We start from the raw sequence: 22,439 nt of genomic DNA, 5'->3' as shown, positions 1-22,439 counted from the left end.
AGATTATCTGGCATAATACCAGTAACCATTCTTTAATACAACTTCTTTCCATCCGTATTTTCTGGAATAATACCACCATAAATCATTATGTCTGTATACAGTTACTCCTTCAATAACGTATGTCTGACCATTAACATATACCGGTTCTGTGCTCGTTGAGCCTGAGGAATAAGGATACATATTGTTAATTCCTGTCTTATCACCAGATGAAAGGCCACTTCTCTGTACGCTAAAGGTGTTTCCATCCTTTTTTACTATAGTGGGTTTTCCATTACTGGAAAAAGAATATGAACCATACATCATAATAGAACCAAGATCAAGAGAACTGGTATACTCGGCACCATCCAACCCCTGCTGAGAATAGGTGTGAAAGTTATGCTCTCTACCACTCTGAACATTCTCATAGTTAATAGTAATATAAGTATCTCTATCAACACGGCTTTGCTCGTGCCACAGACCTATGGCATGCCCTATTTCATGAATAGTGTTACCGGTAGAACAGCTACTTGATAGGGTAATATTTTGTTTACCACCAATCATCCCGACATAAGATGAACAACCGGATCCTGTTACAAAGTAAACATAATTAGACTGGGTAGTTCTTTCAACAAATTTAACGTTGGTATTGCTTTCCCAATGTTTAATAGCATCATATACCCGGGTCTTATTATCCAAACCACTTTCTATAGCATAATAAACAGTATTTTCCGGCCAGCGTCCTGAAGTTCTTCCAACGCTTTTATTTTGAGGAATTACTTCATCTTTTTCAAAAATAACCTGAACCTCAGATGTAGAGGCCATGTCCTTAGGAATTAATATGTCTCCCTGGTATAAATAGTCTCCATTAAAGTCTTCAACATCAAGCTCTTGACCTGCATAAAATACAGTAGTCACACTACCAGTCTCCGGTCTTGCAACTTCAACCATTTCATCTCCTGCGACCATCTCAACAGCAGGATCAATATTGTTAAGCTCTTCAAGCTCATTGGGATTATCTTTACTACAAGAAGCCAATAGGGCAAGAGCTGGTAGTACATAGGTGAATCTAAATTTTTTCATAAGTAGGTTTTCTGTTTTTTCTAACAATGTAAGTTTGGGAGTTACAGTGTTATATGTTTTTTTTAAAGTTTCGATGACGATCAATTTTTTTCGTTAAATAAAAGCTTTTAAAAACAAAAGAAAATCTTAATTTCTCTTATCTGCTCTTACTCTTGTAATAATTATGCCAAAAATAGTTTTAATAATAATTTAACTTTGGGGTTCTGTAAATGTGGGGCGGAGTGGGAATAACTGTCTGTTTCTTGTTAGATGCATTAGGAGTTAAACAATTTCTCATTTACTAAAAAACTTAACGGGATCAACCATTATTAAATTTGTAGGGTAAAAATATAAATTAATATTATTTTAATAGTCTTTTTGAAAACTTTAACAGTCTGGTAATTAAATATTTATGGAGGAAAATTCTTACTTCGAAGAAGGTAAAGCTCCTGAATCAGGCGGATAACAATGAACAGTTCGAAAATTTCCGGATTGCAAAAATTCTTTATAAATTTCTATCAAGGAAGTTCTTTTGACTTAGAAAGGTGTCGTTGGTCGATAAATTACGCTCCTACATTGTAGGAAAATACTGTAATCAACCTCTTTTAAGTTCTGGCACGTATAGACTGTGAACCAAAAGAGAGGGAATACCTCCTGCAAGTCCAAATTTTTCAAGTGTAGTTCAAGGGTAAAATTTCCTCTAACGTTCCAGGAGCAAAAAAAGAGATTTGGTTCTATTGATATCAAATTGCAAATCAATTCCGAAATAATAAAGTTGCTCAAAAGAGCGTGATGTGTGAATTAATAAATCTTCTTCACCACGATTTATCTGAAGAGAGATGAGAAAAGAGCTGCATAATGTACTTACATGCTTTGCCGGGCAGTCATTTTAATAGAGAAAGAAATTGGATCATCCAAAGCAATCGCCTTTCTCTACTCTTGGAAATAAAGAAAAACCCTGCTGCTAAAGAGAAGGACTAGCTCGCAGGAAGCTTTGGCTTGAAATATAGTAATCATTTCGAATAGGAATAACAAAGTAACCTCAATACTAAAAGTACTCGCCAAACAAAAAGTAGCTGTATAAACTTTGAGGTAGAACAGAAAATTATTTTAAAAGTGTAGCAAAAAAAAGGTCGCTTAAAATTGCTTTTAAGCGACCTCTATTATTCATCTAATTCTCCTCTTTATTCAGGAGTACCTACAGGTGTTTCACAAATGATTGCTTTCACCCTAATATAAATAGTAGAATCATCTATAAGACTGTTATCCAAATTAATTAAAATTGGACTTTGATCATCATCTACTAACTGCACAGTTACATCAGCATCGCAAAATGATTGAGAACATTCATCACCAAGATCGTCTTTAACCTCTATTTCATAAGCTATTACTCTATCGGTATTTATAATTCCATCCAGGCTTAAGATATATTGTCCTTCAAGCGTTCCTTGTAAAGTGACCGTTCCAAATTCTTCCTGGAGTGTATTCTCAAGAATAATTGTACTCTCCGCTTCTGAGATTGCAAAGAATCCATCCGGATCTGTTGTATCAGGATAAACGAAGTAACAATTTTCTTCCAGGTCATCAATTGTCTGTGGAATTGAACAAACTTCAGGACATTCGGTTGAAGTAGGACATCCATTGTTATCTACTGGTCCGGCCTCAGTTGGACAGTTATCTACATAGTCCGGCACACCATCTTCATCAGTATCTATTGGACATCCTACTGCATCTACAGCAACTCCGTCTGGAGTGTTTGGACATTCGTCAATAGTATCAACAACTCCGTCACCATCTGCATCAGTTTCTCCTGTTTCAGGACAACCGTTGTTCTCGGCAGAACCTGGTACTGTAGGACATTCATCTACACTATCCGGAACTCCGTCCTCATCAGAATCTACAACTCCGCCGTTTCCGCCGTCATCATCACATCCGAATCTTACGTGCTCATATTCAACGTTATCAGCTCCATCAAAGTTAGCCATGATCTCTGCTCTGCTAAGGCTTCCTGTGATCACCATTTGATCTACATCACCATAAGCATCTTCATTTTCTGTCCAGTCAAGTAGCGTCAACGTATAGTCGATATATTCTTCATCATCTGCATATGCATCAAGGTTAGGAAGTGCGAAACATAATGGATCTGCAAACAGATCACCATTGTCATCTCTTCCGGTATTGTTTACAACACCACTGTAAAGAGATGTTCCATCAATAGAAATATCAACAGCATATCTTGCAGGATAATGTCTTCCTTCAGGAGTACAGTAGTTAGCAAAGAAGCAGAATTCGAAAGCTTCATTGGCATCAAGTTCGAAGAACAGGTAACCATACTGATTTACATCACGGTCATCATAACATACTACTGAAACGTCGACATATTTTTTCACTCCGGCACCAAGATCAATATTTAGTGGAAGTGGATTATCTACAAAGTCGGCAAATATTCCTCCTTTTGGAGCCAACCAGATCAAATCTCCTTCTGCATTATATACAGAAAAGTGATCCAGCGAATAGTTCCCCGGCTCAAGTTCTAAAGCAGCATCTTCTTCAGTGAAGATTTGACCTGCTACAAGATCCACGCGATATGGATCTGCTAAAGATCCAACTACAGCATTTCCTTCCTGCATTAATACTATTTCAACATAGGCAGGTGCATCAGCTGAACACTCTGGGAAATCTCCCACGTCTGACTGCTTATTGTTCGAATTCGCAGCAAGGTCTTGCACTATCGCCCCAAAAGACAATGTTGCTTTGCCGGAATCATCATTCATTCCTGAATTTTCTTCTTTACTACATGAAGTAAAGAGCAGTGCAAAAACTGCTAAAAAGCTCAGGTAAATTTTAAATTTTCTCATAGTTAATTGTTTTGATTAGTAATTAGAATGGTTAATTAAATAGAAGGAGGAAGCTGTTCTCACAGCTTCCTCCTGTTGGTTTATTCACATCCAAACCTTACGTGCTCATACTCAACGTTATCAGCTCCGTCAAAGTTCGCCATGATTTCAGCTCTGCTAAGGCTTCCTGAGATTACTATTGGATCTACATCACCATAAGCATCTTCTTGTTCTGTCCAGTCTAGAAGTGTAAGGGTATAATCAATATACTCCTCGTTGTCACCATATTGTGCAAGATCTGGAAGAGCAAAACATACCGGATCTGCAAAAAGATCACCATTGTTATCTCTTCCAACATTATTCACAACTCCGGTGTATAGAGAAGTACCGTCTATTGAAATATCAACAGAATATCTTGCAGGATAGTGTCTTCCTTCTGGAGTACAATAGTTTGCAAAGAAGCAGAATTCAAATGCATAGTTTAGATCCAGTTCAAAGAATTGGTATCCATATTGATTAACATCTCTGTCATCATAACAGATCACAGATACGTCAACATACTTCTTAACTCCTGCCCCAAGATTAATTGTAAGCGGAAGTGGATTGTCAACAAATTGTGCCAATACTCCTCCTTTAGGCGCTAACCATAGAAGGTCTCCGGCGGCATTATACACTGAAAAATGGTCCAGGGAGTAAGTACCAGGAGTTAGTTCCAGGGCTGCATCTTCTTTGGTGAAAACCTGTCCTGAAACAAGATCAACACGGTAAGGATCTGCAGTAGTTCCCACCACTTCAGTAGTTCCCTGCATAAGAACGATCTCAACATATGCTGCCACATCATCTGAACATGCAGGCATATCTCCTACATCAGATTGCTTTGTAGTAGCATTAGCGGCAAGGTCTTCCACAATAGCTCCAAATGATAAGGAGGCCATTTCAGAACCTGTTGTTGACGAATCTTCGTCTTTACTACAGGATGTAAAAAGCAGGGCAAAAGCTGCTAAAAAGCTCAGGTAAAATTTAAATTTTTTCATGTTAGATTGGTTTTTGGTTAATAAATATTTAGAATGGTTAATAAATACGTTTTTAAAGAAAGCCGGGAGGGATTTTCTCCCGGCTATTTATTTCTAGTGCAGATTTGCGATCTGACCACAAGCTGCCGGAAGAGTAGCCTGGTACTCTCCATTTACCATGAGACCATGAACTACTACCGAAAGGTTTTCCCAATCTGGCAGATCCATAGTGCTCAAGTCAAATGTTCTCTGGTAAGTATATATACCGTGAGCATCTGCAACAGGGAATGAATCATCCTCATAATTTAATGCAAGTTGAACTCCTCCATAGAACGGAGCTCCCTCTTCAAGACTAATCCTTCCATCATTGTTGGTGTCTGCACTCATAGGTGGACATACAGAATTTGAATTGTCGTCAAATCCATGAAGGTGCTGTGGGTGTGCCTTGTTTGGAGTTACACCTGCTGCAAGAACAGTAGCTTTTAGTACATCCCCATTTACTTCTAAATAGGTAAGTGCTACAGACTTACTTCCATTCATTGGATATGCACAAGTCTTATAAAACTCTGATTCTGATTGTGGATCATCAAAGATTGGAGTGGAATCGTCACCACATCCTTCACCTTCTCTGAAGTGATAGTAGTCAAGGTTGTTATCTCCGTCAAAGAAAGCTCTTACAATATCATCATTGATCACTCCTCTTCTTATTACACGCTCAGTTACTGAACCGTATTCGTCTGAAGACCTTAGTGTGATTTCGAAATAATACTCATCAAGCCCATCTCTGTCTGGCAGTGCAAAACACAAAGGTTCTGCATAGAAATCTCCATTTTCATAAGTTCCGGTAACATTAGGAACATCTGTGTATAGAGGAGTTCCGGCTGCACTTGTTCCAGACCATACACTTACACTATATTCTGCAGGGTAGTGTTTTCCTGAAGGAGGACAATAGTTTCCGAAAATACAGAATTCTATTGCCTGATTGGTATCCAGGTCAAAGAAGAGGTATCCATATTCTCTAACATCTCTGTCATCATAACAGATCACAGAAACATCAACATATTTTTTAACTCCTGCCCCCAGATTGATTTGTAATGGTAGTGGATTTTCTACAAATTGAGCTAATACTCCATCTCGTGGAGCTACCCATAAAAGATTTCCACCAGCATCATAAACCATGAAGTGTTCAAGAGTATAAGTCCCCGGTTCTAATTCCAGCTCAGGCACTTCTTCGGTAAAGACCTGACCTCCCACGAGATCAACTCTAAAAGGAGTGGTTGTATTACCTACAACAGGTTGCCCATTTTCATATAATGCTATTTCTACATAGGCAGCAGTAGCATCTGAACATTCAGGCAGATCATCTGTGTCTGACTGTTTAGTAGATTGGTTGGCAATGTCATTTAATATTGCTCCAAAGGATAAGGTTGCCTTATCTGTGTCATTGGAGGTTACATTTTCATCTTCTTTACTACATGAAGTAAAGACCATTGCTAATACAGCAACGTAGCATAAGTAGTACGAAATTCGTTTCATAGTGGTTTGGTTTTTAATTAATAAAATTTAGAATGGTTAATTGTTTTTGATTTTTCCCACAGAAATTCTTGTGGTTTTATATAAACTGCCCGGGAAGAATTATTTCTTCCCGGTACAGTTCTTTATATTTCTAATCTTCTGCTGGACATGCATCTCCAATATGAACGGTAAACCAGAAGTCATTACCCACTTCGGCAAAGTCATCTCCCTCAACATAAGTTAATCCATCGCCGTCAGTATTGTCAAAGACACCAGGTGCTATTTCAGTTTGAGCAGAAGCTCCAACGTAAACATGGATGTCATCAAACTGGTTTCCAGTGAAAGGAACAATGTTCAGAGACACTTGGCCTCCAGTTATGGTTAGAATTACCTGACCAACATAATATCCTTTATCAAGGTTATTCTGTCCGGCACCTGCCCAAATCTGATAAACTTTCTCACCATCTGCTCCGTCAAATTCATTCTCAAAATGCTCAGTCCATCCCCAACGAGTCGCTGTAAGGCCAAGTTCTGTCCATTCAGTATCTCCGAACATAATAGCGGTCTCACAACCTTCCAGAACGTCTCCTGTATCATCTCCTCCTGGAGTTGGATCACAAGCGTTTCCTAAACCGTCGTTATCTGAATCAAGTTGATAAGGGTTGTATACATCAGGACAGTTATCACATACATCTCCATATCCGTCCCCATCAACATCTGACTGGTCTGGGTTATAATCGTTAGGACAATTATCGTCATCATTAGGCACTCCGTCATTATCGTCATCTGGAGGAGTTTGACCATCACATCCAAATCTTAAATGTTCGTAATTAACGTTGTTGGCACCATCAAAGTTGGCTCTAACTTCATTACGACTAAGGCTTCCGGTGATCACCCAGTTGTCTGGAGCATCATAAACGCCATCCCAGTCTAACAGAGTAACGCGGTAATCCAAATATTCAACATCGTCTCCATAGCCTGGAAGATCTGGTAAGGCAAAACAAATTGGATCTGCAAAATTGTCTCCAAATTGATTTACTCCTACATTGTTGATGTTTTCTTCTGCTTCATAAATCACGGTTCCGTCAATAGAGAATTCTACAGAGAATCTTCCAGGATAGTGTCTTCCGTCTGGAGCACAATAATTAACAAAGAAGCAGAATTCAAAAGCTCTGGTCGTATCAAACTCGAAGAAGAGATATCCGTATTCATTTACATCTCTGTCATCATAACAAACTACAGAAACATCAACATACTTCTTAACTCCTGCCCCCAGGTTAATATTTAAAGGAAGGGGAGCATCAACATATTGCGCCAGAATTCCTCCTTTTGGTGCTATCCAGGTAAGATTACCCATAGCGTCATAAACTGCGAAATGTTCCAGGGTATATTGACCCGGATCAAGTTCCAGAGCAGCATCTTCTTCAGTGAAGACCTGTCCTGCCACTAAATCAACTCGGTAAGGAGCATCCCCACCAACGATGTAATCATCTCCCTGCATCAATACGATCTCCACATATGAAGGAGCAGCGTCAGAACATTCAGGCAGATCCCCAAGGTCAGATTGCTTATTGGTCGCATTACTGGCTAGATCGGCCACGATAGCCCCAAAGGACAGGCTTGCTTTTTCTGTGGTGTCACTCACCCCAGACTCATCCTTACTACAGGATGTAAACATTAGCGCGAATACGGTAAGGCACGCCAAATAATTTTTGAAGTTTTTCATAATTAAAGGTTTTTGATTAATAAAATTTAGAATGGTTAATAAATACATGCCTTAAATAAATAATTCAGCTCATACTAGACTTGGGTTTTATGTCGAGGGGGGATGAAAAATGGTTGGGGGGAATTCCTCCTCAATGTAGGATTTATCTTAACCTTTAACAATGGGGGAAATCCCTGCTTTTAGTTTTCTCAAATATCTATCATATTATGGTTCAACGCGTAGACAATACTTTCCAGAATGGTTCCGGAATGGGTCCTTCTTATAATATTAGCTCTGTGTTTCTCAATGGTTTTTGAAGAGATACACAGAGCTTCAGAAATTTCTTTTGTTTTATATCCTTTACACAGGAGCGAAATAATCTCCTTTTCTCTTTTGGTAAAAGCAACTTCCTCGGACGTGTGATTACTGGAGAAATATTTTTCAGTTTCCCTGGACGTACTTCCTATCTCCTGGTTAAGAGGAAAATCGTTTCCGGTAAAATTGATCATCATGACCAATTGTCCACATAAAGATTTATCAAGCTTAGAGAATGTAATACGCGCTTCCCTTATTTTCTCCTTCATCACCAAAGTGGTCTTGGTTGTTGCTTTCATATGTTTGCCTTTGGCAAATTTGCGAAGCGCCTCTTTAACCTTAAGCTTATTTTTATCCACCACCAGGTCGGTAAGCTTGATCTTCTGCTTTCCTGTAATGAAAAAATCATTTTTAAAAGCATCATTCATCGCCACGATCTTCTCATCCTGTAAAAGAATAACGGGATGATTTAAAATATTAAAGAGTCCCATAAAGGAATCTTTCCAATAGTTGGTAAGGCAACTATTGACTTTAACGGTTTCCTCTATTTTATTAATGATATATCCAAAAGATCCTTTGTCATAAATGATCCCATCCACCTGATCTGCAAAAATCTTATCCAGAGTCTTTTTGTTTTCAAGATCTCCAAAGAGAAAGAGAAAACTTTTATTCAAAAAATGTGTAGATTTATAACTGTGAAGGTTCTTTAAACTTTCCAGGCCAAGAGAGGAATAGTCGATTAAGATAACATCGGGAAGAATGTTTAAAGCTAAAGCATAACCCGCATGCATATTGTTTACTGTAGTAGTTTGAAACTCCCTTCTTCCGGCAGTTTCAATTCCTGTAGCAAAGTCATCATTTTTGGAAATTAATAGTAGTAGTTTCTTTTCCATATTCTTACAATTACACTCTCACTTGATACTTCATCTTAAAATCAGGGAAACCGGGGTTATCCCTTATTTTCACGAGTAAAGATAGACAACCTACTTTAAAAGTATTGCTAATCTTTTGTGCTACTCTTCTGACTTTTAAATAGTTAAAAAGACGAAATTCCTACAGGATTTTCCATAATTAACCAAAATTTAATCCTCTAATGGTTTTTTTAGGATAACTTTTGACAGAAAAATTTTAGCACTTGTAAGGGTATTTTCTACAAACTGAGTTAACTGCTCCGGCTTTCGTAATTAAGGCACTTTCAGTACCTTTGCCCCCTTGCAAAAAAATTTATGGCAGTTACAGAAGAGTATATTGATATATTAGGGGCGAGAGTCCATAATTTAAAGAACATAGATGTAAAGATCCCCCGGGAAAAGCTTGTTGTAATTACAGGTTTATCGGGTTCAGGTAAATCTTCTCTGGCCTTTGATACTATTTATGCTGAAGGACAAAGAAGATACATAGAAACTTTTTCAGCTTATGCCCGCCAGTTCCTTGGAGGTTTGGAAAGACCCGATGTGGATAAAATTGATGGTCTTTCCCCTGTTATTGCAATTGAACAAAAAACTACGAGTAAAAACCCCCGTAGTACAGTAGGAACCATTACGGAGATCTACGATTTTCTAAGGCTTCTGTTCGCCAGAGCAAGTGATGCCTATAGCTATAACACCGGTGAAAAGATGGTAAGCTATGGTGACGAGCAGATACAGGAGCTTATCATTGAAAAATTTTCGGAGAAAAGAGTAAATATACTGGCTCCTGTTATAAGCTCCCGAAAAGGACATTATCGGGAACTTTTTGAACAAATAGCAAAACAAGGTTTTGTAAAGGTACGCGTAGACGGAGAGGTACGGGATATAGTGAAGGGTATGAAGCTGGATCGCTATAAAGTACACGACATCGAGATTGTGGTGGACAGAATAAAAATTACAAGAGAAGAGACAACAGCAAAACGCCTGGCCGAAAGTATTAAAACAGCCATGTATCATGGGGATGATGTTCTTATGATCCTGGATCAGGATAGCGGGGAATTAAAATACTTCAGCCGTAATCTTATGTGTCCTTCCACAGGAATTTCCTATCCAAATCCCGAACCCAACAATTTTTCATTTAATTCCCCAAAAGGTGCCTGTGCCGTCTGTAACGGTATTGGAAGTCTTCACAAAGTGAACGAGAACAAGATCATTCCAGACCCTTCAAAAAGCATAAAAAACGGAGCTCTTGCCCCACATGGACCGCAGAAAAAGAACTGGATATTCAATCAGCTCGAATTAATAGCCGAACGTTTCGAATTCAGCCTGGCAGATCCTGTAAAAAAAATTCCGGAAGAGGCTTTGAAAATGATACTTTGGGGAGGTAAGGAAAAGTTCAGCAAAGAATCCAAAACCCTTGGAATCACAAGAGAGTATAAAATAGATTTCGAAGGAGTAGCTGCTTTTATTGAAGAAACCTATAACAAGAATGAATCTGCAGCACTAAAACGCTGGGCAAAAGATTATATGGACAAAATTGTTTGTCCCGAGTGTGAAGGTAGCCGCTTAAAAAAAGAGTCGCTCTATTTTAAGGTCAACGGCAAAAATATTGCCGAGCTTGCTGAAAAAGATATAATAGACCTTGCCAAATGGTTTGATAAACTTGAATCTCAACTTTCAGAAAAACAACAAAAAATAGCTTCCGAAGTAATTAAAGAAATAAAGGTCCGCCTTCAGTTTCTCGTTGATGTTGGTCTAAATTACCTTGCCCTTAACAGGGGATCCAAAACCCTATCAGGAGGAGAGGCTCAGCGAATAAGACTTGCTACCCAAATAGGCTCACAACTTGTTGGTGTCCTTTATATTCTTGATGAACCAAGTATTGGGCTCCACCAGCGGGATAATGAAAAGCTTATTAATTCCCTGATTGCCCTGCGTGATTTGGGAAACTCAGTGATAGTAGTGGAACATGATAAGGACATGATCGAACGGGCAGACCATGTGATTGATATAGGTCCCGAAGCAGGTAGACACGGAGGTGAGATCATTAGTGAAGGAACACCCCAGCAAATTAAACAACATAACACCATTACTGCCAATTATCTCAACGGCAGCATGAAGATCGAAGTACCCAAAAAGCGGCGTAAAGGCAACGGTAAAAAAATTGATCTTAAAGGAGCTACTGGAAATAATCTGAAAAATGTTTCAGTAACTTTTCCTCTGGGAAAAATGATCGCTGTAACTGGTGTATCGGGTAGTGGAAAGTCCACTCTTATTAATGAGACCCTCTACCCTATTATGAATGCCCATTACTTCAACGGAGTGAAAAAACCCGAACCTTACAAGAGCATCAAGGGATTGGAGCATATTGACAAGGTAATTGACATCAATCAAACTCCTATAGGCAGGACGCCCCGATCAAATCCTGCAACTTATACCGGGGTTTTTTCTGAAGTAAGAAATCTCTTCGCGAAAACACCCGAAGCGATGATTCGCGGATATAAACCCGGACGTTTTAGTTTTAACGTTAAGGGAGGAAGATGTGAAACCTGCAAAGGAGGAGGCCTGCGGGTAATTGAGATGAGTTTTTTGCCCGATGTATACGTCGAATGTGAAACCTGCCAGGGAAAACGCTTTAACAGAGAAACCCTGGAAATCCGGTACAAAGGTAAATCCATTTCAGATGTTCTTGAAATGACCATCAATGAATCTGTAATTTTCTTTGAGAACATTCCCAAGATCTACAGGAAGTTAAAAACCATTCAGGACGTGGGTCTGGGTTACATCACTTTAGGTCAACAAAGCACCACCCTTTCGGGAGGAGAAGCACAGAGGATCAAACTGGCCACAGAGCTTTCAAAAAGAGATACCGGAAACACCTTTTATATCCTGGACGAACCTACAACAGGTCTCCATTTTGAAGATATACGGGTCCTTATGGAAGTACTGAATAAACTTGCTGATAAAGGAAATACTGTGGTGATCATAGAACATAATCTTGACGTTATTAAAATGGCAGACTACATCATTGATATAGGCTATGAAGGTGGAAAGAACGGAGGGAAAGTTGTGGCTACAGGTACCCCCGAAGAAGTTGCAAAAGACAAAAAGAGCTATACCGCCCATTTTCTTCAAAAAGAACTAATTTAGCCTAATAATATATTGTATGAGAACAGAAACAAGGAATAAAAGCTGGAATGAAATAAAAACAAATGACTCCTGGGCGATCTTCAAGATCATGGGAGAATTTGTCAATGGATATGAAAAACTAAGTCAAATTGGTCCCTGCGTTTCGATCTTTGGATCGGCACGTACCAAACCCGATCATAAATTCTATAAACTTACCGAAGAGGTCGCCAAGAAAATTGTTGATCACGGTTACGGAATTATAACCGGCGGCGGCCCCGGAGTAATGGAAGCCGGGAATAAAGGAGCACACTTGGCCGGGGGGACCTCTGTTGGTTTAAATATTCACCTTCCTTTTGAGCAGCACGACAATCCATATATCGATAGTGATAAGAACATAAACTTTGATTATTTTTTCGTTAGGAAAGTAATGTTTGTAAAATACTCCCAGGGATTTGTGGTCATGCCGGGAGGTTTTGGTACCCTGGATGAACTTTTTGAAGCCATTACTTTAATACAGACCAACAAAATCGATAAATTCCCAATTATCCTCGTAGGAAGGGATTTTTGGAGCGGATTAATTGACTGGGTGCGTACAACGCTACTGGACAGCTTCCAGAATATTAGTGCAGGGGATATCGACATTCTTCAGGTGGTGGATACTGCCGATGAGGTTATTGAGATCCTGGATAAATTCTATGAAGAATATAATCTGAGTCCAAATTTTTAAATATATTTCAATTTACAATTCACCAACAGCTCTCCCCGGAGAGCTGTTTTTCATTATTTTTGTAAATCGAAAGAACCTACTAAAAATACATCTATACTAAAATATTATTAAGAATCATCATATTAAGTATTGAAGTAATATCTTGCAGGCAGGACAGATAATAAGTTAAACCCCATCTCCCATCTTTAAGTTGAATATAAAGCTTCTGTTTTTATCATTTTTGGGACTCCTTTGTACCCCCGTTACAGGACAGCATAATGTATTCATTAAGGCTGAACTTAATGATTCTATAAAGTCACTTTACATCCAGCAAAACCTTGAATACAGAAACCTTAGTAAAGATACGTTGCAGGAGATTTACCTGAGTGACTGGATGAATGCTTTTTCAGACACCCGCACTCCTCTAGCCCGCCGATTCTTTGAAGATTATGATCGAAGTTTTCATTTTGCAAGGGAAGAAAAAAGAGGAGGTACAACCATAAACTCAATTCTGGGGGAATCATTTGAAGAAATATCCTGGGAGCGACCTATGGGACAACCGGACCTCATTAAAATCACTCCCGATACACCGGTTCTCCCCGGTGAAAAATTTGTTATCAACCTTAATTACAGCGTAAAAATACCCAGTAATGAATTTACCCGCTATGGCTACCAAAATAAGGGAAATTATCAATTACGCTACTGGTTCATAGCTCCCGGAATGTATAATGAGGGCTGGGAGGTTTACAGCCATAAAAATATGAATGACCTTTATCTTCCTAAACTGGAGATGAAGATAGAACTTACAATTCCATCAAACCTTGCAGCCATTTCTTCTTTTGAAATGGAGAAGATCATCCCCGAAGGCGGCAAAAAGACCGTCTTTTTAAGTGGCAGTGAAAAATTGGACACAGAAATTCATCTTACAAAAGAGGTCATTTTTAATGATATACAGGTGGATAGCCTTCATATACTCACGAATATATCTGAAGACGGTATAAATCCCGTAATGAAATCTTTTCTGGTGACCAGGATCGTGGAATTTCTAAAGTCAAATCTCGGAGATTACCCGCATAGATATTTGCTTTCCTCGCAGCAGGATTATGCTGCCAATCCCGTCTATGGACTTAATCAGTTACCTAAATTCCTGCGACCTTTCCCTGAAGGTTTTTCTTATGATCTTAAACAGTTAAAAACCATTTCAGAAAATTATCTCGAAAACACTTTACTTTTAAACCCAAGAGAGGACAAATGGATTTTTGATGCTATTCAGAATTATCTCATGATGGAATATATCGATGAATTCTATGCCGATCTTAAACTTCTGGGTAGCCTTAGCGAGGTATTTGGGGTGCGGTGGTTTCATGCTTCCACTCTTAAATTCAATGATCAGTATTCTCTTATGTACATGATGATGGCCAGAAAAAACCTTGATCAGCCACTATCCACACCACAGGATTCTCTCGTTAAATTTAATAAGAACATTGCTAATCCTTCAAAAGCAGGAGTGGGTTTAAAGTATCTTGACCATTTTCTGGAAGATAACACAGTACCTTATACAATAAAGGAATTTTACCAGAAATATCAGTTAAAAAGAGTTACCGAAGAAGATTTTAAAAATCTTCTCACAACCAACGCAGGAAAGGACATTAGATGGTTCTTTCGGGAGTTTGTCGAAACCAATGACAAAATTGACTTTAAAATAAGAAGCCTCTCCAGGGAGGGCGATTCCTTACGGGTAACTCTTAAGAACAGAACCGGCTCTTCTGTTCCTGTACAGGTTTACGGCCTTCATAACAATGACATTGTGTATAAGACCTGGGTGGAACATTCAGAGGATGTTCGCACGGTTTATCTTCCGGCGACTCGGGTTAATAAAGTGGCAGTTAATCATGAAGGCCTGGTGCCAGAGATCAACCGTCGAAACAACTACAGGACTGTAGGTGGCATAATGAATAAGCCCTTGCAGTTCAGGTTATTTAAGGATGTGGAAGATCCAAGATATCATCAGGTTTTCTTTATGCCAGAATTCCAGTACAATCTTTACGACGGATTGGCATTAGGTTTAAAGCTCTATAATAAGACTATTCTTGACCGAAGTTTCCAGTACAACCTGTCACCGTACTATGCTTCCGGAAGTAAAACTCTTGTTGGAAGTGCTGGCGTTTCACACCAGATATTCTTTGATGATGATAACCTGTACGCTCTAAATTACGGCATTAGCGGAAGTAGATTTTCTTATGGTTACGATCTCATGTACCAGAGACTCACCCCCTATCTCACAATGCACTTCAGGAATTCCTATATGAGGAATGGCCGTAAAGAAAGGATCCTCATTCGCAATGTAAATGTCTTTAGGGATCAACATCCTGAAACACCTCTTGAAGTGCCTGATTACAGTGTCTTCAATATTAATTATGGTTACAGTAATCCGGGATTGGTCACCCATTTCTCAGGAGGCATAGATTTTCAGGTGGCCGAACAATTTAGCAAATCCTCTCTTACATTTGAATACAGAAGACTGCTGAAGAATGACAGGCAGCTGAATTTCCGCTTTTTTGGAGGTGCTTTTCTTTATAATGATATGCCCGGTTCAGATTACTTCAGCTTCGCGCTTGATCGTCCAACAGATTATCTTTTTGATTATAATTACTACGGAAGAAGTGAGACAAGCGGCGTTTTTAGCCAGCAGATCATTCTTGCTGAAGGCGGATTTAAATCGATGCTGGAACCGAAATTCGCCAACCAATGGATCACCACAGTAAACGGAAGTGTAACTCTCTGGAAGTGGATATATGCTTACAGCGACGTGGGACTTGTAAAGAATAAATATGAATCGGCGAAATTCCTTTATGATTCGGGAATTCGATTGAGTCTAGTTCAACATTATTTCGAAATATTCTTCCCTGTATATTCCAGTGAAGGTTGGGAATTTAAAGATGGCGATTATGATCAAAAAATCCGGTTTATCGCCACTCTTGATCTTCAAACTCTGGCCGGACTCTTTACCAGAAAATGGTTTTAACGATAAGGATTCTTTTACCGATTCTTTAATAAAAGGTATTTGCTTAAAAATATCACAATTAGAAGCCACTTATTTTGTTAAATAGTGAGTTTTGGAGTCTTTTTTAGAATTGTAATTAATCATTGTTTTCTTTACATTTGTGCTAATTATAAAAACGTATTATGCAGAGTGAAACTTCCTCAAAAAGTGCAATTTCCTTTGAAGATTTCAGGGCACAGGTCTTAAGCGACTATAAGCTCGCGGTGACCAGCCGGGAATGCAGTCTTTTAGGTAGAAGAGAGGTCCTTACAGGTAAAGCCAAATTCGGAATCTTTGGTGATGGTAAGGAAGTTCCCCAATTGGCCTGGGCGAAGGTATTTGAAGACGGGGATTTCAGATCGGGATATTATCGTGATCAGACCTTTATGATGGCCATAGGAGCTCTTAATATTCAGCAGTTCTTTGCAGGATTATATGCCACTACAGATATTGATCAGGAGCCAAGTTCTGCTGGTAGACAAATGGGCGGCCACTTTGCTACCCACAGTTTAAATGAAGATGGCACCTGGAAAAATCTTACCCAACAAAAAAATTCAAGTGCAGACATTTCCCCTACAGCAGGACAAATGCCACGCTTACTGGGTCTTGCACAAGCTTCCAAGATCTACAGAAATGTGGAGGGCATTGATTCCGAAAAGTTCTCTCAGAACGGAAAAGAGATTGCCTGGGGAACTATAGGAAATGCAAGTACCAGTGAAGGCTTATTTTGGGAAACCATTAATGCTGCAGGAGTACTTCAGGTACCAATGGTAATGAATGTCTGGGATGACGAATACGGGATCTCTGTACATGCCAGGCATCAGACAACCAAAGAAAATATTTCGGAAGTCCTAAAAGGTTTTCAAAGAGATAAAGGAGAGAATAATGGATATGAGATCTTTACTGTAAATGGTTGGGATTATCCTTCCCTTATAGAAACTTATGAAAGCGCCAGCAAACTAGCCCGGGAAGAGCATGTGCCGGTTTTGATCCATGTACAGCAGTTAACTCAGCCGCAGGGGCATTCCACTTCAGGTTCTCATGAGCGTTATAAAAGTGAAGAAAGACTGCAGTGGGAAAGAGAGCATGATTGCAATGTGAAGATGCGGGAGTGGATGATCGAAACCAATATTGCCACCGACGAGGAACTTCAGGAGATCGAAAAAGATATAAAGAAGCAGGTAAGGGACGGAAAAAAAGCTGCATGGGAAGCTCACATGGCTCCGGTCAAAAATAAAATGCATGATGCCCTTCCTGTTCTTCAGAGAGCAGCAGATAGCAGCCAGAAGAAAAACTTTATTCTTCAGTTAAAGAATGAACTTGAGGGAAATAAAGAACCACTAAAACGCGATATTCTTGTAGCAGCGAGAAAAGCCTTAAGGTACATGCGGGGAGAAGACTCTTCCTCAAGACAGGAGCTAATTCATTTTATTGATAAATATACTGAAGAAGTTCGTCCGCAGTACAGCAGCCACCTTTATAGCTCCTCAGAATATAATGCTCTTAAAATTGAACCCATTGCTCCTGCATATGATGACGATGCCGAAGATGTAGACGCACGATTGATCCTGCGGGATAACTTCGACAGGATCTTTGAAAAATATCCTGAAAGTCTCATTTTTGGAGAGGATACTGGTGAGATAGGTGATGTAAACCAGGGACTGGAAGGTCTCCAGGAAAAATACGGGGAGCTGCGAATAGCAGACACAGGAATTAGAGAAGCCACCATCCTTGGACAGGGAATTGGAATGGCAATGAGAGGCCTGCGGCCAATTGCAGAGATCCAGTACCTCGACTACCTACTCTATTCTTTACAGATCATGAGCGACGATCTTGCCACTCTGCAATACAGAACCCGAGGAAAACAAAAAGCTCCGCTAATTATAAGAACCCGTGGCCACCGTTTGGAAGGAATCTGGCACTCTGGTTCCCCAATGGGCGGAATCCTGCATTTAATACGCGGAATTCACGTTCTGGTACCTCGTAATATGACCAAAGCAGCCGGATTTTACAATACGCTGCTTGAAAGTGACGAACCTGCATTAATTGTAGAGTCTCTGAACGGTTACCGACTAAAGGAAAAAATGCCGAATAACCTTGGAGAGTTTAAAACAGCTTTAGGAGTGGTTGAAACCATGAGAGAAGGTAATGATATAACGCTTGTTTCTTACGGCTCTACTTTACGCCTGGTGGAACAAGCTGCCCGGGAACTTATGGAGGTTGGAATAAGTGCAGAAGTAATAGATGTACAGTCCCTTCTACCCTTCGACCTAAATCAGGATATCGTAAAAAGTGTGGAAAAGACGAATCGTCTGCTTGTCATTGACGAAGATGTCCCCGGAGGTGCTTCGGCCTATATTATGCAGAAGATCATGGAAGAGCAGGATGCGTGGAGATATCTTGACAGCAAACCACAAACCCTTACTGCTAAAGATCACAGACCTGCTTACGGTACCGACGGAGATTATTTCTCTAAACCTTCTGTAGAAGATATTTTTGAGAAGGTTTACGATATCATGAATGAAGCTGATCCCGGTAATTATCCAGATCTGAAATAGAAAACAGACACAGTATTATATAAAGCCACGCCTGTAAAACAAGCGTGGCTTTTTTTATCTCCAGGAAAAATTAGAAATCCTAATACCCCTGTAACAGTCGTCCTGGCAACCTATCGGAACAAAGCCACAGAGAATCATGATCCCGACTTCATCAGTTTCAAAGTAGACTTCATTGGTATCTGGATCGGCTATAAGAAATTCAGATATACAACTTTTATAAAGATCATCCATGGTAAAGGGAGGCGCCCCCGGCTCATGCTTTCCGATATCTTTTTTTAAAATCTCTTCATAACTATCAGTGATCGTTTTGCTTCCATCTTCATCCGATATTAGAAAGGCAATGTAATATCTGCCTTTCACTTTACCTTTCTCTACTAAAAGGGTCGTTTCACTGCCATGTCCTGTCCAGGACTGTTCCAGAATGGTGTATTCATAAGAATTACCATTCTTCTTCTTTAATTGGTCCCATGCGGCTTTACTTTCCCTGAAGTTGTAGCCATGCTCTCCCTCAATATTCAAGTTTTCTTCCAGCGCATCAATACTGCAGGAAAATAACAATAAAAGAATTAGGGGTAACGACATAAGTGGGTAGATCTTTTCCATAAGCAATAGGTTTTGTATTAAATTTAATTCAAAACAGGAAAAAATAATAAACTTTAACTAATTAACTTTCAGTTATTTGCGTTACGTAAAATCTTATTGAGATGATATTTAAATTCCGTTTTGGGTGCTGTATTTTAGAGATAATGGAAAGTTTTTCAGAAAATTTTACATCCAGGGTTTTTCAGTACTTTCAATCCGGAAGACCAGATAATTGAGCAGAGGCTCAACTTCAGACTTTTTTACCATTTTAAAGGAAATATCACCTCCTGCTGAGTGAAAAGTAAGATTGACCAAACCTCTTCTTTTATACCAGATGGGTTGAGTAACAGAAACAGCCTGCAGGCGAAACATCTCCAGGTATTGTTCTTTTTTGATCCAAACTCCGGAAAATCTGATCAAAAAATCTTCGGAAACTCCCAGTTTCAAATTCCGGAAATACAAATAATTATACCCGGTTACCAATACCACATAAGCCACGGCAATAGCAAGAAACCAGCTAAGGGTTATAAATTGAGCGTAGAAGAACAGAAATCCGGAAACTATGACCAGAGGGATCATTGCGCGGGAGATCTTTCGGAGAAGCAGATATTTACTGGGCAGAATCCTGAAGTTTTCCTGAATCTGCTTTTTATAAAAATATTCCTTTACCTGCCCAACCACATCCGGAGGCAGACCAACTACTTTGATCTGGTTCTTTTCAAGATCGTCCTCGCTGCTGGCCAGAGAGATCTTCACCTGGTACAGGTTCATTTTCTTCTGAATTGGGTTAGTTAATACCTGTAACAACTGGATACGACTTGCTCTCAGGTTGACCCGGGTATTATTTCGCAGACCCATCTCCACCTGCAGATTATCTTTAAATTTTTGTAGGTGCAATCCGTAATATTTTACAACTGTCTCCCCTACTGTAAGCAGCATTCCAACCAGTAAAAGAAAAATGATGAGCATTAATTTCCCCTGGGCAAAATAGATCTGTGGTTCTTCAAGCCGGGCAGACAGATCTTCATTGAACATGAACTGTTCTCTCAGGGTAAAATAAAAGGCTATTATAATACCAACGCCCCGAAGATAATTGGAAGTTAGACCGAGTTTGATTAGCGTCCACAGGTTCACTTTGTACTCCCATTCCGGAGAAGCTTTTGCCGCTCTTCTCTCCTCTGCCTCTTCTGGTGACAAATCCTCCGTCTGAGCTTCGACCTTTTCTTCTTCGGCATATGCCATGAGCTTATCGGCAAGGGCATTTGCCTTTTCATAATCCAGGGCTTTGATCTCCACTTCCTTATCCTGACTTCCGGCTGTTTCCACCACCACGCTATAGACACCTATAACTCTTTGTAAAATATTCCTGCGAAAATTTACCTGCTGGATCTTTTGAAAAGGAATATTGATAACATCTGTCGAAAAAACACCTTTTTGGAGAACAAACTCCTCATTCTTCTTATCAATATGAAATTTAAAATTCAGGTAGTAAAGGATACTGTAGCCGAGACTTAGCAACAAAACCACTATTAATGCAGCTCCTGCAAAGAAGATCGTTCGTGGGCTAAATTCGCCGATAACGAAATAAAAAACCACTACCCATAAATTACGGGCAATATGGTACAGAGAGGTAGCGAAAATCAAAACCAGTCCCACAACAGATTGGCGCTGGGGGTCATAAAAGTTATGCTCAGGCATGATTGTAAATTCTGGTCGATATTTCTTCCTTCACAGAGGTTGCTGTTTGTGGGTATATTCCGGGAATATTAATATCACTTCCCGAACCTCCGGCAGTGAATACCTTTAGCGTGGAAATATTCAGGATCTTGTCCAAAAATGATCTTTCAACCGAGACATGTTGAATGCGGTTAAAAGGAACTACCGTAGTTCTTTCAAATAAAAAGCCCCTGTGGAAAATGATATCCTGTTCTCTCATTGCATATCCGCTCCTCCTTACATACATGATGTTGTTGAAAAAAGACCAGCCAAAAATGAGAGCTAAGAAGATACCTCCTCCGATTATATAATTTTGAAATTCCGCAGGTACAAAGCTATAAGCCACTATTAAACCTATTCCGAAAAAAAGCAGGGAGATTGTGGTGCCCACCTGTGACTTCACTAAATATTTTTTGGAAATAGGCTGCAACTTCACCTCCTCAAACTTCGGAAGGGAGGCTACATCAAGCTGGAAATTCGAAAAATTCTCTGCTGCTACGGAATCCATTTCTTTTCAAAATTTGGTTTTCTTTTCTCGAGAAAAGCATTGCGGCCTTCTTTGGCTTCATCGGTCATATAAGCCAGTCTGGTAGCTTCTCCGGCAAAAACCTGTTGTCCAACCATTCCATCATCGGTTAGATTCATAGCAAACTTCAGCATTTTAATGGAAGTTGGAGATTTCGCAAGGATCTCCTGTGCCCATTCATAGGCGGTATCCTCAAGTTCATCATGGGGAATAACTGCATTCACCATTCCCATTTCATATGCTTCCTGTGCCGAATAATTCCTTCCTAAAAAGAAGATTTCCCGGGCCTTCTTTTGACCCACCATTTTTGCGAGGTAAGCAGAACCATATCCGCCATCAAAGCTGGTAACATCGGCATCAGTTTGTTTAAAGATCGCATGTTCTTTGCTGGCTAAAGTAAGATCGCAAACTACATGAAGGCTATGCCCTCCTCCTACTGCCCATCCCGGCACAACTGCAATTACAGCTTTGGGCATAAACCTTATAAGCCTTTGCACTTCCAGAATGTTGAGGCGATGCATTCCGTCTTCTCCCACATAGCCCTGGTATCCCCTGGCCTTTTGGTCTCCGCCACTGCAAAAGCTGTACACGCCATCTTTAGGGGAAGGTCCTTCAGCAGTTAGCAAAACAACTCCTATTGAAGTATCCTCCTGTGCATCGTAAAAAGCATCATATAATTCACTGGTGGTTTTCGGCCGGAAAGCATTCCGAACTTCAGGTCGGTTGAAAGCAATCCGGGCTACTCCGTTGCTCTTTTTATAGGTGATATCCTCGTATTCTTTAGCAGTTTTATAATCTGGTTTGGTCATAAGTCAATATTTTAACCCAAAAATAAGGCTTTTAAATAT

The 22,439-nt window shown here is 39.7% G+C and carries 14 protein-coding genes; 4 read left to right on the top strand and 10 right to left on the bottom strand.

Features of this window, described 5'->3' with window-relative positions; genetic code table 11:
• Window positions 1–3 precede the first annotated feature (3 nt).
• From G564_RS0100840 to G564_RS18210, 6 genes are all read right to left on the bottom strand, one after another.
• The gene (locus G564_RS0100840; protein ID WP_245583639.1) at window positions 4–1,143 is read right to left on the bottom strand and encodes a M12 family metallopeptidase; all 1,140 of its coding nucleotides are present in this window, start codon (window positions 1,141–1,143) and stop codon (window positions 4–6) included.
• Window positions 1,144–2,222: 1,079 nt separating this feature from the next.
• Entirely contained in the window at window positions 2,223–3,896 is a 1,674-nt protein-coding gene (locus tag G564_RS19705) for a thrombospondin type 3 repeat-containing protein (RefSeq protein WP_029035987.1), read from the bottom strand.
• Window positions 3,897–3,976: 80 nt separating this feature from the next.
• Window positions 3,977–4,909 carry a hypothetical protein gene (locus tag G564_RS0100830; protein WP_029035986.1) on the bottom strand — a complete coding sequence of 311 codons (933 nt, stop codon included), beginning with the start codon at window positions 4,907–4,909 and terminating at the stop codon, window positions 3,977–3,979.
• A gap of 93 nt (window positions 4,910–5,002) precedes the next feature.
• Window positions 5,003–6,424 carry a hypothetical protein gene (locus G564_RS19700; protein WP_156879154.1) on the bottom strand — a complete coding sequence of 474 codons (1,422 nt, stop codon included), beginning with the start codon at window positions 6,422–6,424 and terminating at the stop codon, window positions 5,003–5,005.
• Window positions 6,425–6,554: 130 nt separating this feature from the next.
• Window positions 6,555–8,129, bottom strand: coding sequence for a thrombospondin type 3 repeat-containing protein (locus G564_RS0100815; protein WP_156879153.1), 1,575 nt, complete (start codon window positions 8,127–8,129; stop codon window positions 6,555–6,557).
• A 188-nt stretch (window positions 8,130–8,317) separates the two neighbouring features.
• Window positions 8,318–9,316 (bottom strand): response regulator transcription factor, encoded by a 999-nt coding sequence (locus tag G564_RS18210; protein ID WP_051205215.1) that lies wholly within the window; start codon window positions 9,314–9,316, stop codon window positions 8,318–8,320.
• 333 nt (window positions 9,317–9,649) lie between these two features.
• Here G564_RS18210 and uvrA point away from each other — a divergent pair, with 333 nt between their 5' ends.
• The 4 genes from uvrA (at window position 9,650) to G564_RS0100790 (ending at window position 18,767) form a co-directional block, all read left to right on the top strand.
• A complete protein-coding gene (uvrA, locus tag G564_RS0100805) occupies window positions 9,650–12,481 on the top strand; it encodes an excinuclease ABC subunit UvrA (RefSeq protein ID WP_029035984.1) in 2,832 nt (943 codons plus the stop codon).
• Between the two features lie 16 nt (window positions 12,482–12,497).
• A complete protein-coding gene (locus G564_RS0100800) occupies window positions 12,498–13,187 on the top strand; it encodes an LOG family protein (RefSeq protein WP_029035983.1) in 690 nt (229 codons plus the stop codon).
• A gap of 220 nt (window positions 13,188–13,407) precedes the next feature.
• The gene (locus tag G564_RS0100795) at window positions 13,408–16,191 is read left to right on the top strand and encodes a gluzincin family metallopeptidase (protein WP_029035982.1); all 2,784 of its coding nucleotides are present in this window, start codon (window positions 13,408–13,410) and stop codon (window positions 16,189–16,191) included.
• A gap of 161 nt (window positions 16,192–16,352) precedes the next feature.
• On the top strand, window positions 16,353–18,767 hold the full coding sequence (locus G564_RS0100790; protein WP_029035981.1) for an alpha-ketoacid dehydrogenase subunit alpha/beta: 2,415 nt from the start codon (window positions 16,353–16,355) through the stop codon (window positions 18,765–18,767).
• Between the two features lie 54 nt (window positions 18,768–18,821).
• Here the strand turns inward: G564_RS0100790 and G564_RS0100785 are convergent, their stop codons facing one another.
• The 4 genes from G564_RS0100785 to G564_RS0100770 all read right to left on the bottom strand — a co-directional run bounded on the left by G564_RS0100785 (window position 18,822) and on the right by G564_RS0100770 (window position 22,400).
• Window positions 18,822–19,370, bottom strand: coding sequence for a hypothetical protein (locus tag G564_RS0100785; RefSeq protein ID WP_156879152.1), 549 nt, complete (start codon window positions 19,368–19,370; stop codon window positions 18,822–18,824).
• Window positions 19,371–19,535: 165 nt separating this feature from the next.
• A complete protein-coding gene (locus tag G564_RS0100780) occupies window positions 19,536–21,047 on the bottom strand; it encodes a PH domain-containing protein (RefSeq protein ID WP_029035979.1) in 1,512 nt (503 codons plus the stop codon).
• Window positions 21,040–21,573: a PH domain-containing protein gene (locus G564_RS0100775; protein ID WP_029035978.1), complete on the bottom strand. Its 534-nt coding sequence runs from the start codon at window positions 21,571–21,573 to the stop codon at window positions 21,040–21,042. The genes G564_RS0100780 and G564_RS0100775 overlap by 8 nt, the downstream gene beginning before the upstream one ends.
• Window positions 21,561–22,400 carry a 1,4-dihydroxy-2-naphthoyl-CoA synthase gene (locus G564_RS0100770; RefSeq protein ID WP_029035977.1) on the bottom strand — a complete coding sequence of 280 codons (840 nt, stop codon included), beginning with the start codon at window positions 22,398–22,400 and terminating at the stop codon, window positions 21,561–21,563. The genes G564_RS0100775 and G564_RS0100770 overlap by 13 nt, the downstream gene beginning before the upstream one ends.
• Between the last annotated feature and the right edge of the window lie 39 nt (window positions 22,401–22,439).

Source organism: Salinimicrobium xinjiangense DSM 19287, assembly GCF_000423585.1.
Lineage (GTDB): Bacteria > Bacteroidota > Bacteroidia > Flavobacteriales > Flavobacteriaceae > Salinimicrobium > Salinimicrobium xinjiangense.
Note: the sequence above shows the minus strand (reverse complement) of the source record. Positions and strands in the feature narration are given on the sequence as shown.

What these genes read in the sequence shown, in the direction of transcription:
- G564_RS19705 (WP_029035987.1), bottom strand. Translation starts at nt 3,896, where the DNA reads ATGAGAAAATTTAAAATTTACCTGAGCTTTTTAGCAGTTTTTGCACTG.
- G564_RS0100830 (WP_029035986.1), bottom strand. Translation starts at nt 4,909, where the DNA reads ATGAAAAAATTTAAATTTTACCTGAGCTTTTTAGCAGCTTTTGCCCTG.
- G564_RS19700 (WP_156879154.1), bottom strand. Translation starts at nt 6,424, where the DNA reads ATGAAACGAATTTCGTACTACTTATGCTACGTTGCTGTATTAGCAATG.
- G564_RS0100815 (WP_156879153.1), bottom strand. Translation starts at nt 8,129, where the DNA reads ATGAAAAACTTCAAAAATTATTTGGCGTGCCTTACCGTATTCGCGCTA.
- G564_RS18210 (WP_051205215.1), bottom strand. Translation starts at nt 9,316, where the DNA reads ATGGAAAAGAAACTACTACTATTAATTTCCAAAAATGATGACTTTGCT.
- uvrA (WP_029035984.1), top strand. Translation starts at nt 9,650, where the DNA reads ATGGCAGTTACAGAAGAGTATATTGATATATTAGGGGCGAGAGTCCAT.
- G564_RS0100800 (WP_029035983.1), top strand. Translation starts at nt 12,498, where the DNA reads ATGAGAACAGAAACAAGGAATAAAAGCTGGAATGAAATAAAAACAAAT.
- G564_RS0100790 (WP_029035981.1), top strand. Translation starts at nt 16,353, where the DNA reads ATGCAGAGTGAAACTTCCTCAAAAAGTGCAATTTCCTTTGAAGATTTC.
- G564_RS0100785 (WP_156879152.1), bottom strand. Translation starts at nt 19,370, where the DNA reads ATGGAAAAGATCTACCCACTTATGTCGTTACCCCTAATTCTTTTATTG.
- G564_RS0100780 (WP_029035979.1), bottom strand. Translation starts at nt 21,047, where the DNA reads ATGCCTGAGCATAACTTTTATGACCCCCAGCGCCAATCTGTTGTGGGA.
- G564_RS0100775 (WP_029035978.1), bottom strand. Translation starts at nt 21,573, where the DNA reads ATGGATTCCGTAGCAGCAGAGAATTTTTCGAATTTCCAGCTTGATGTA.
- G564_RS0100770 (WP_029035977.1), bottom strand. Translation starts at nt 22,400, where the DNA reads ATGACCAAACCAGATTATAAAACTGCTAAAGAATACGAGGATATCACC.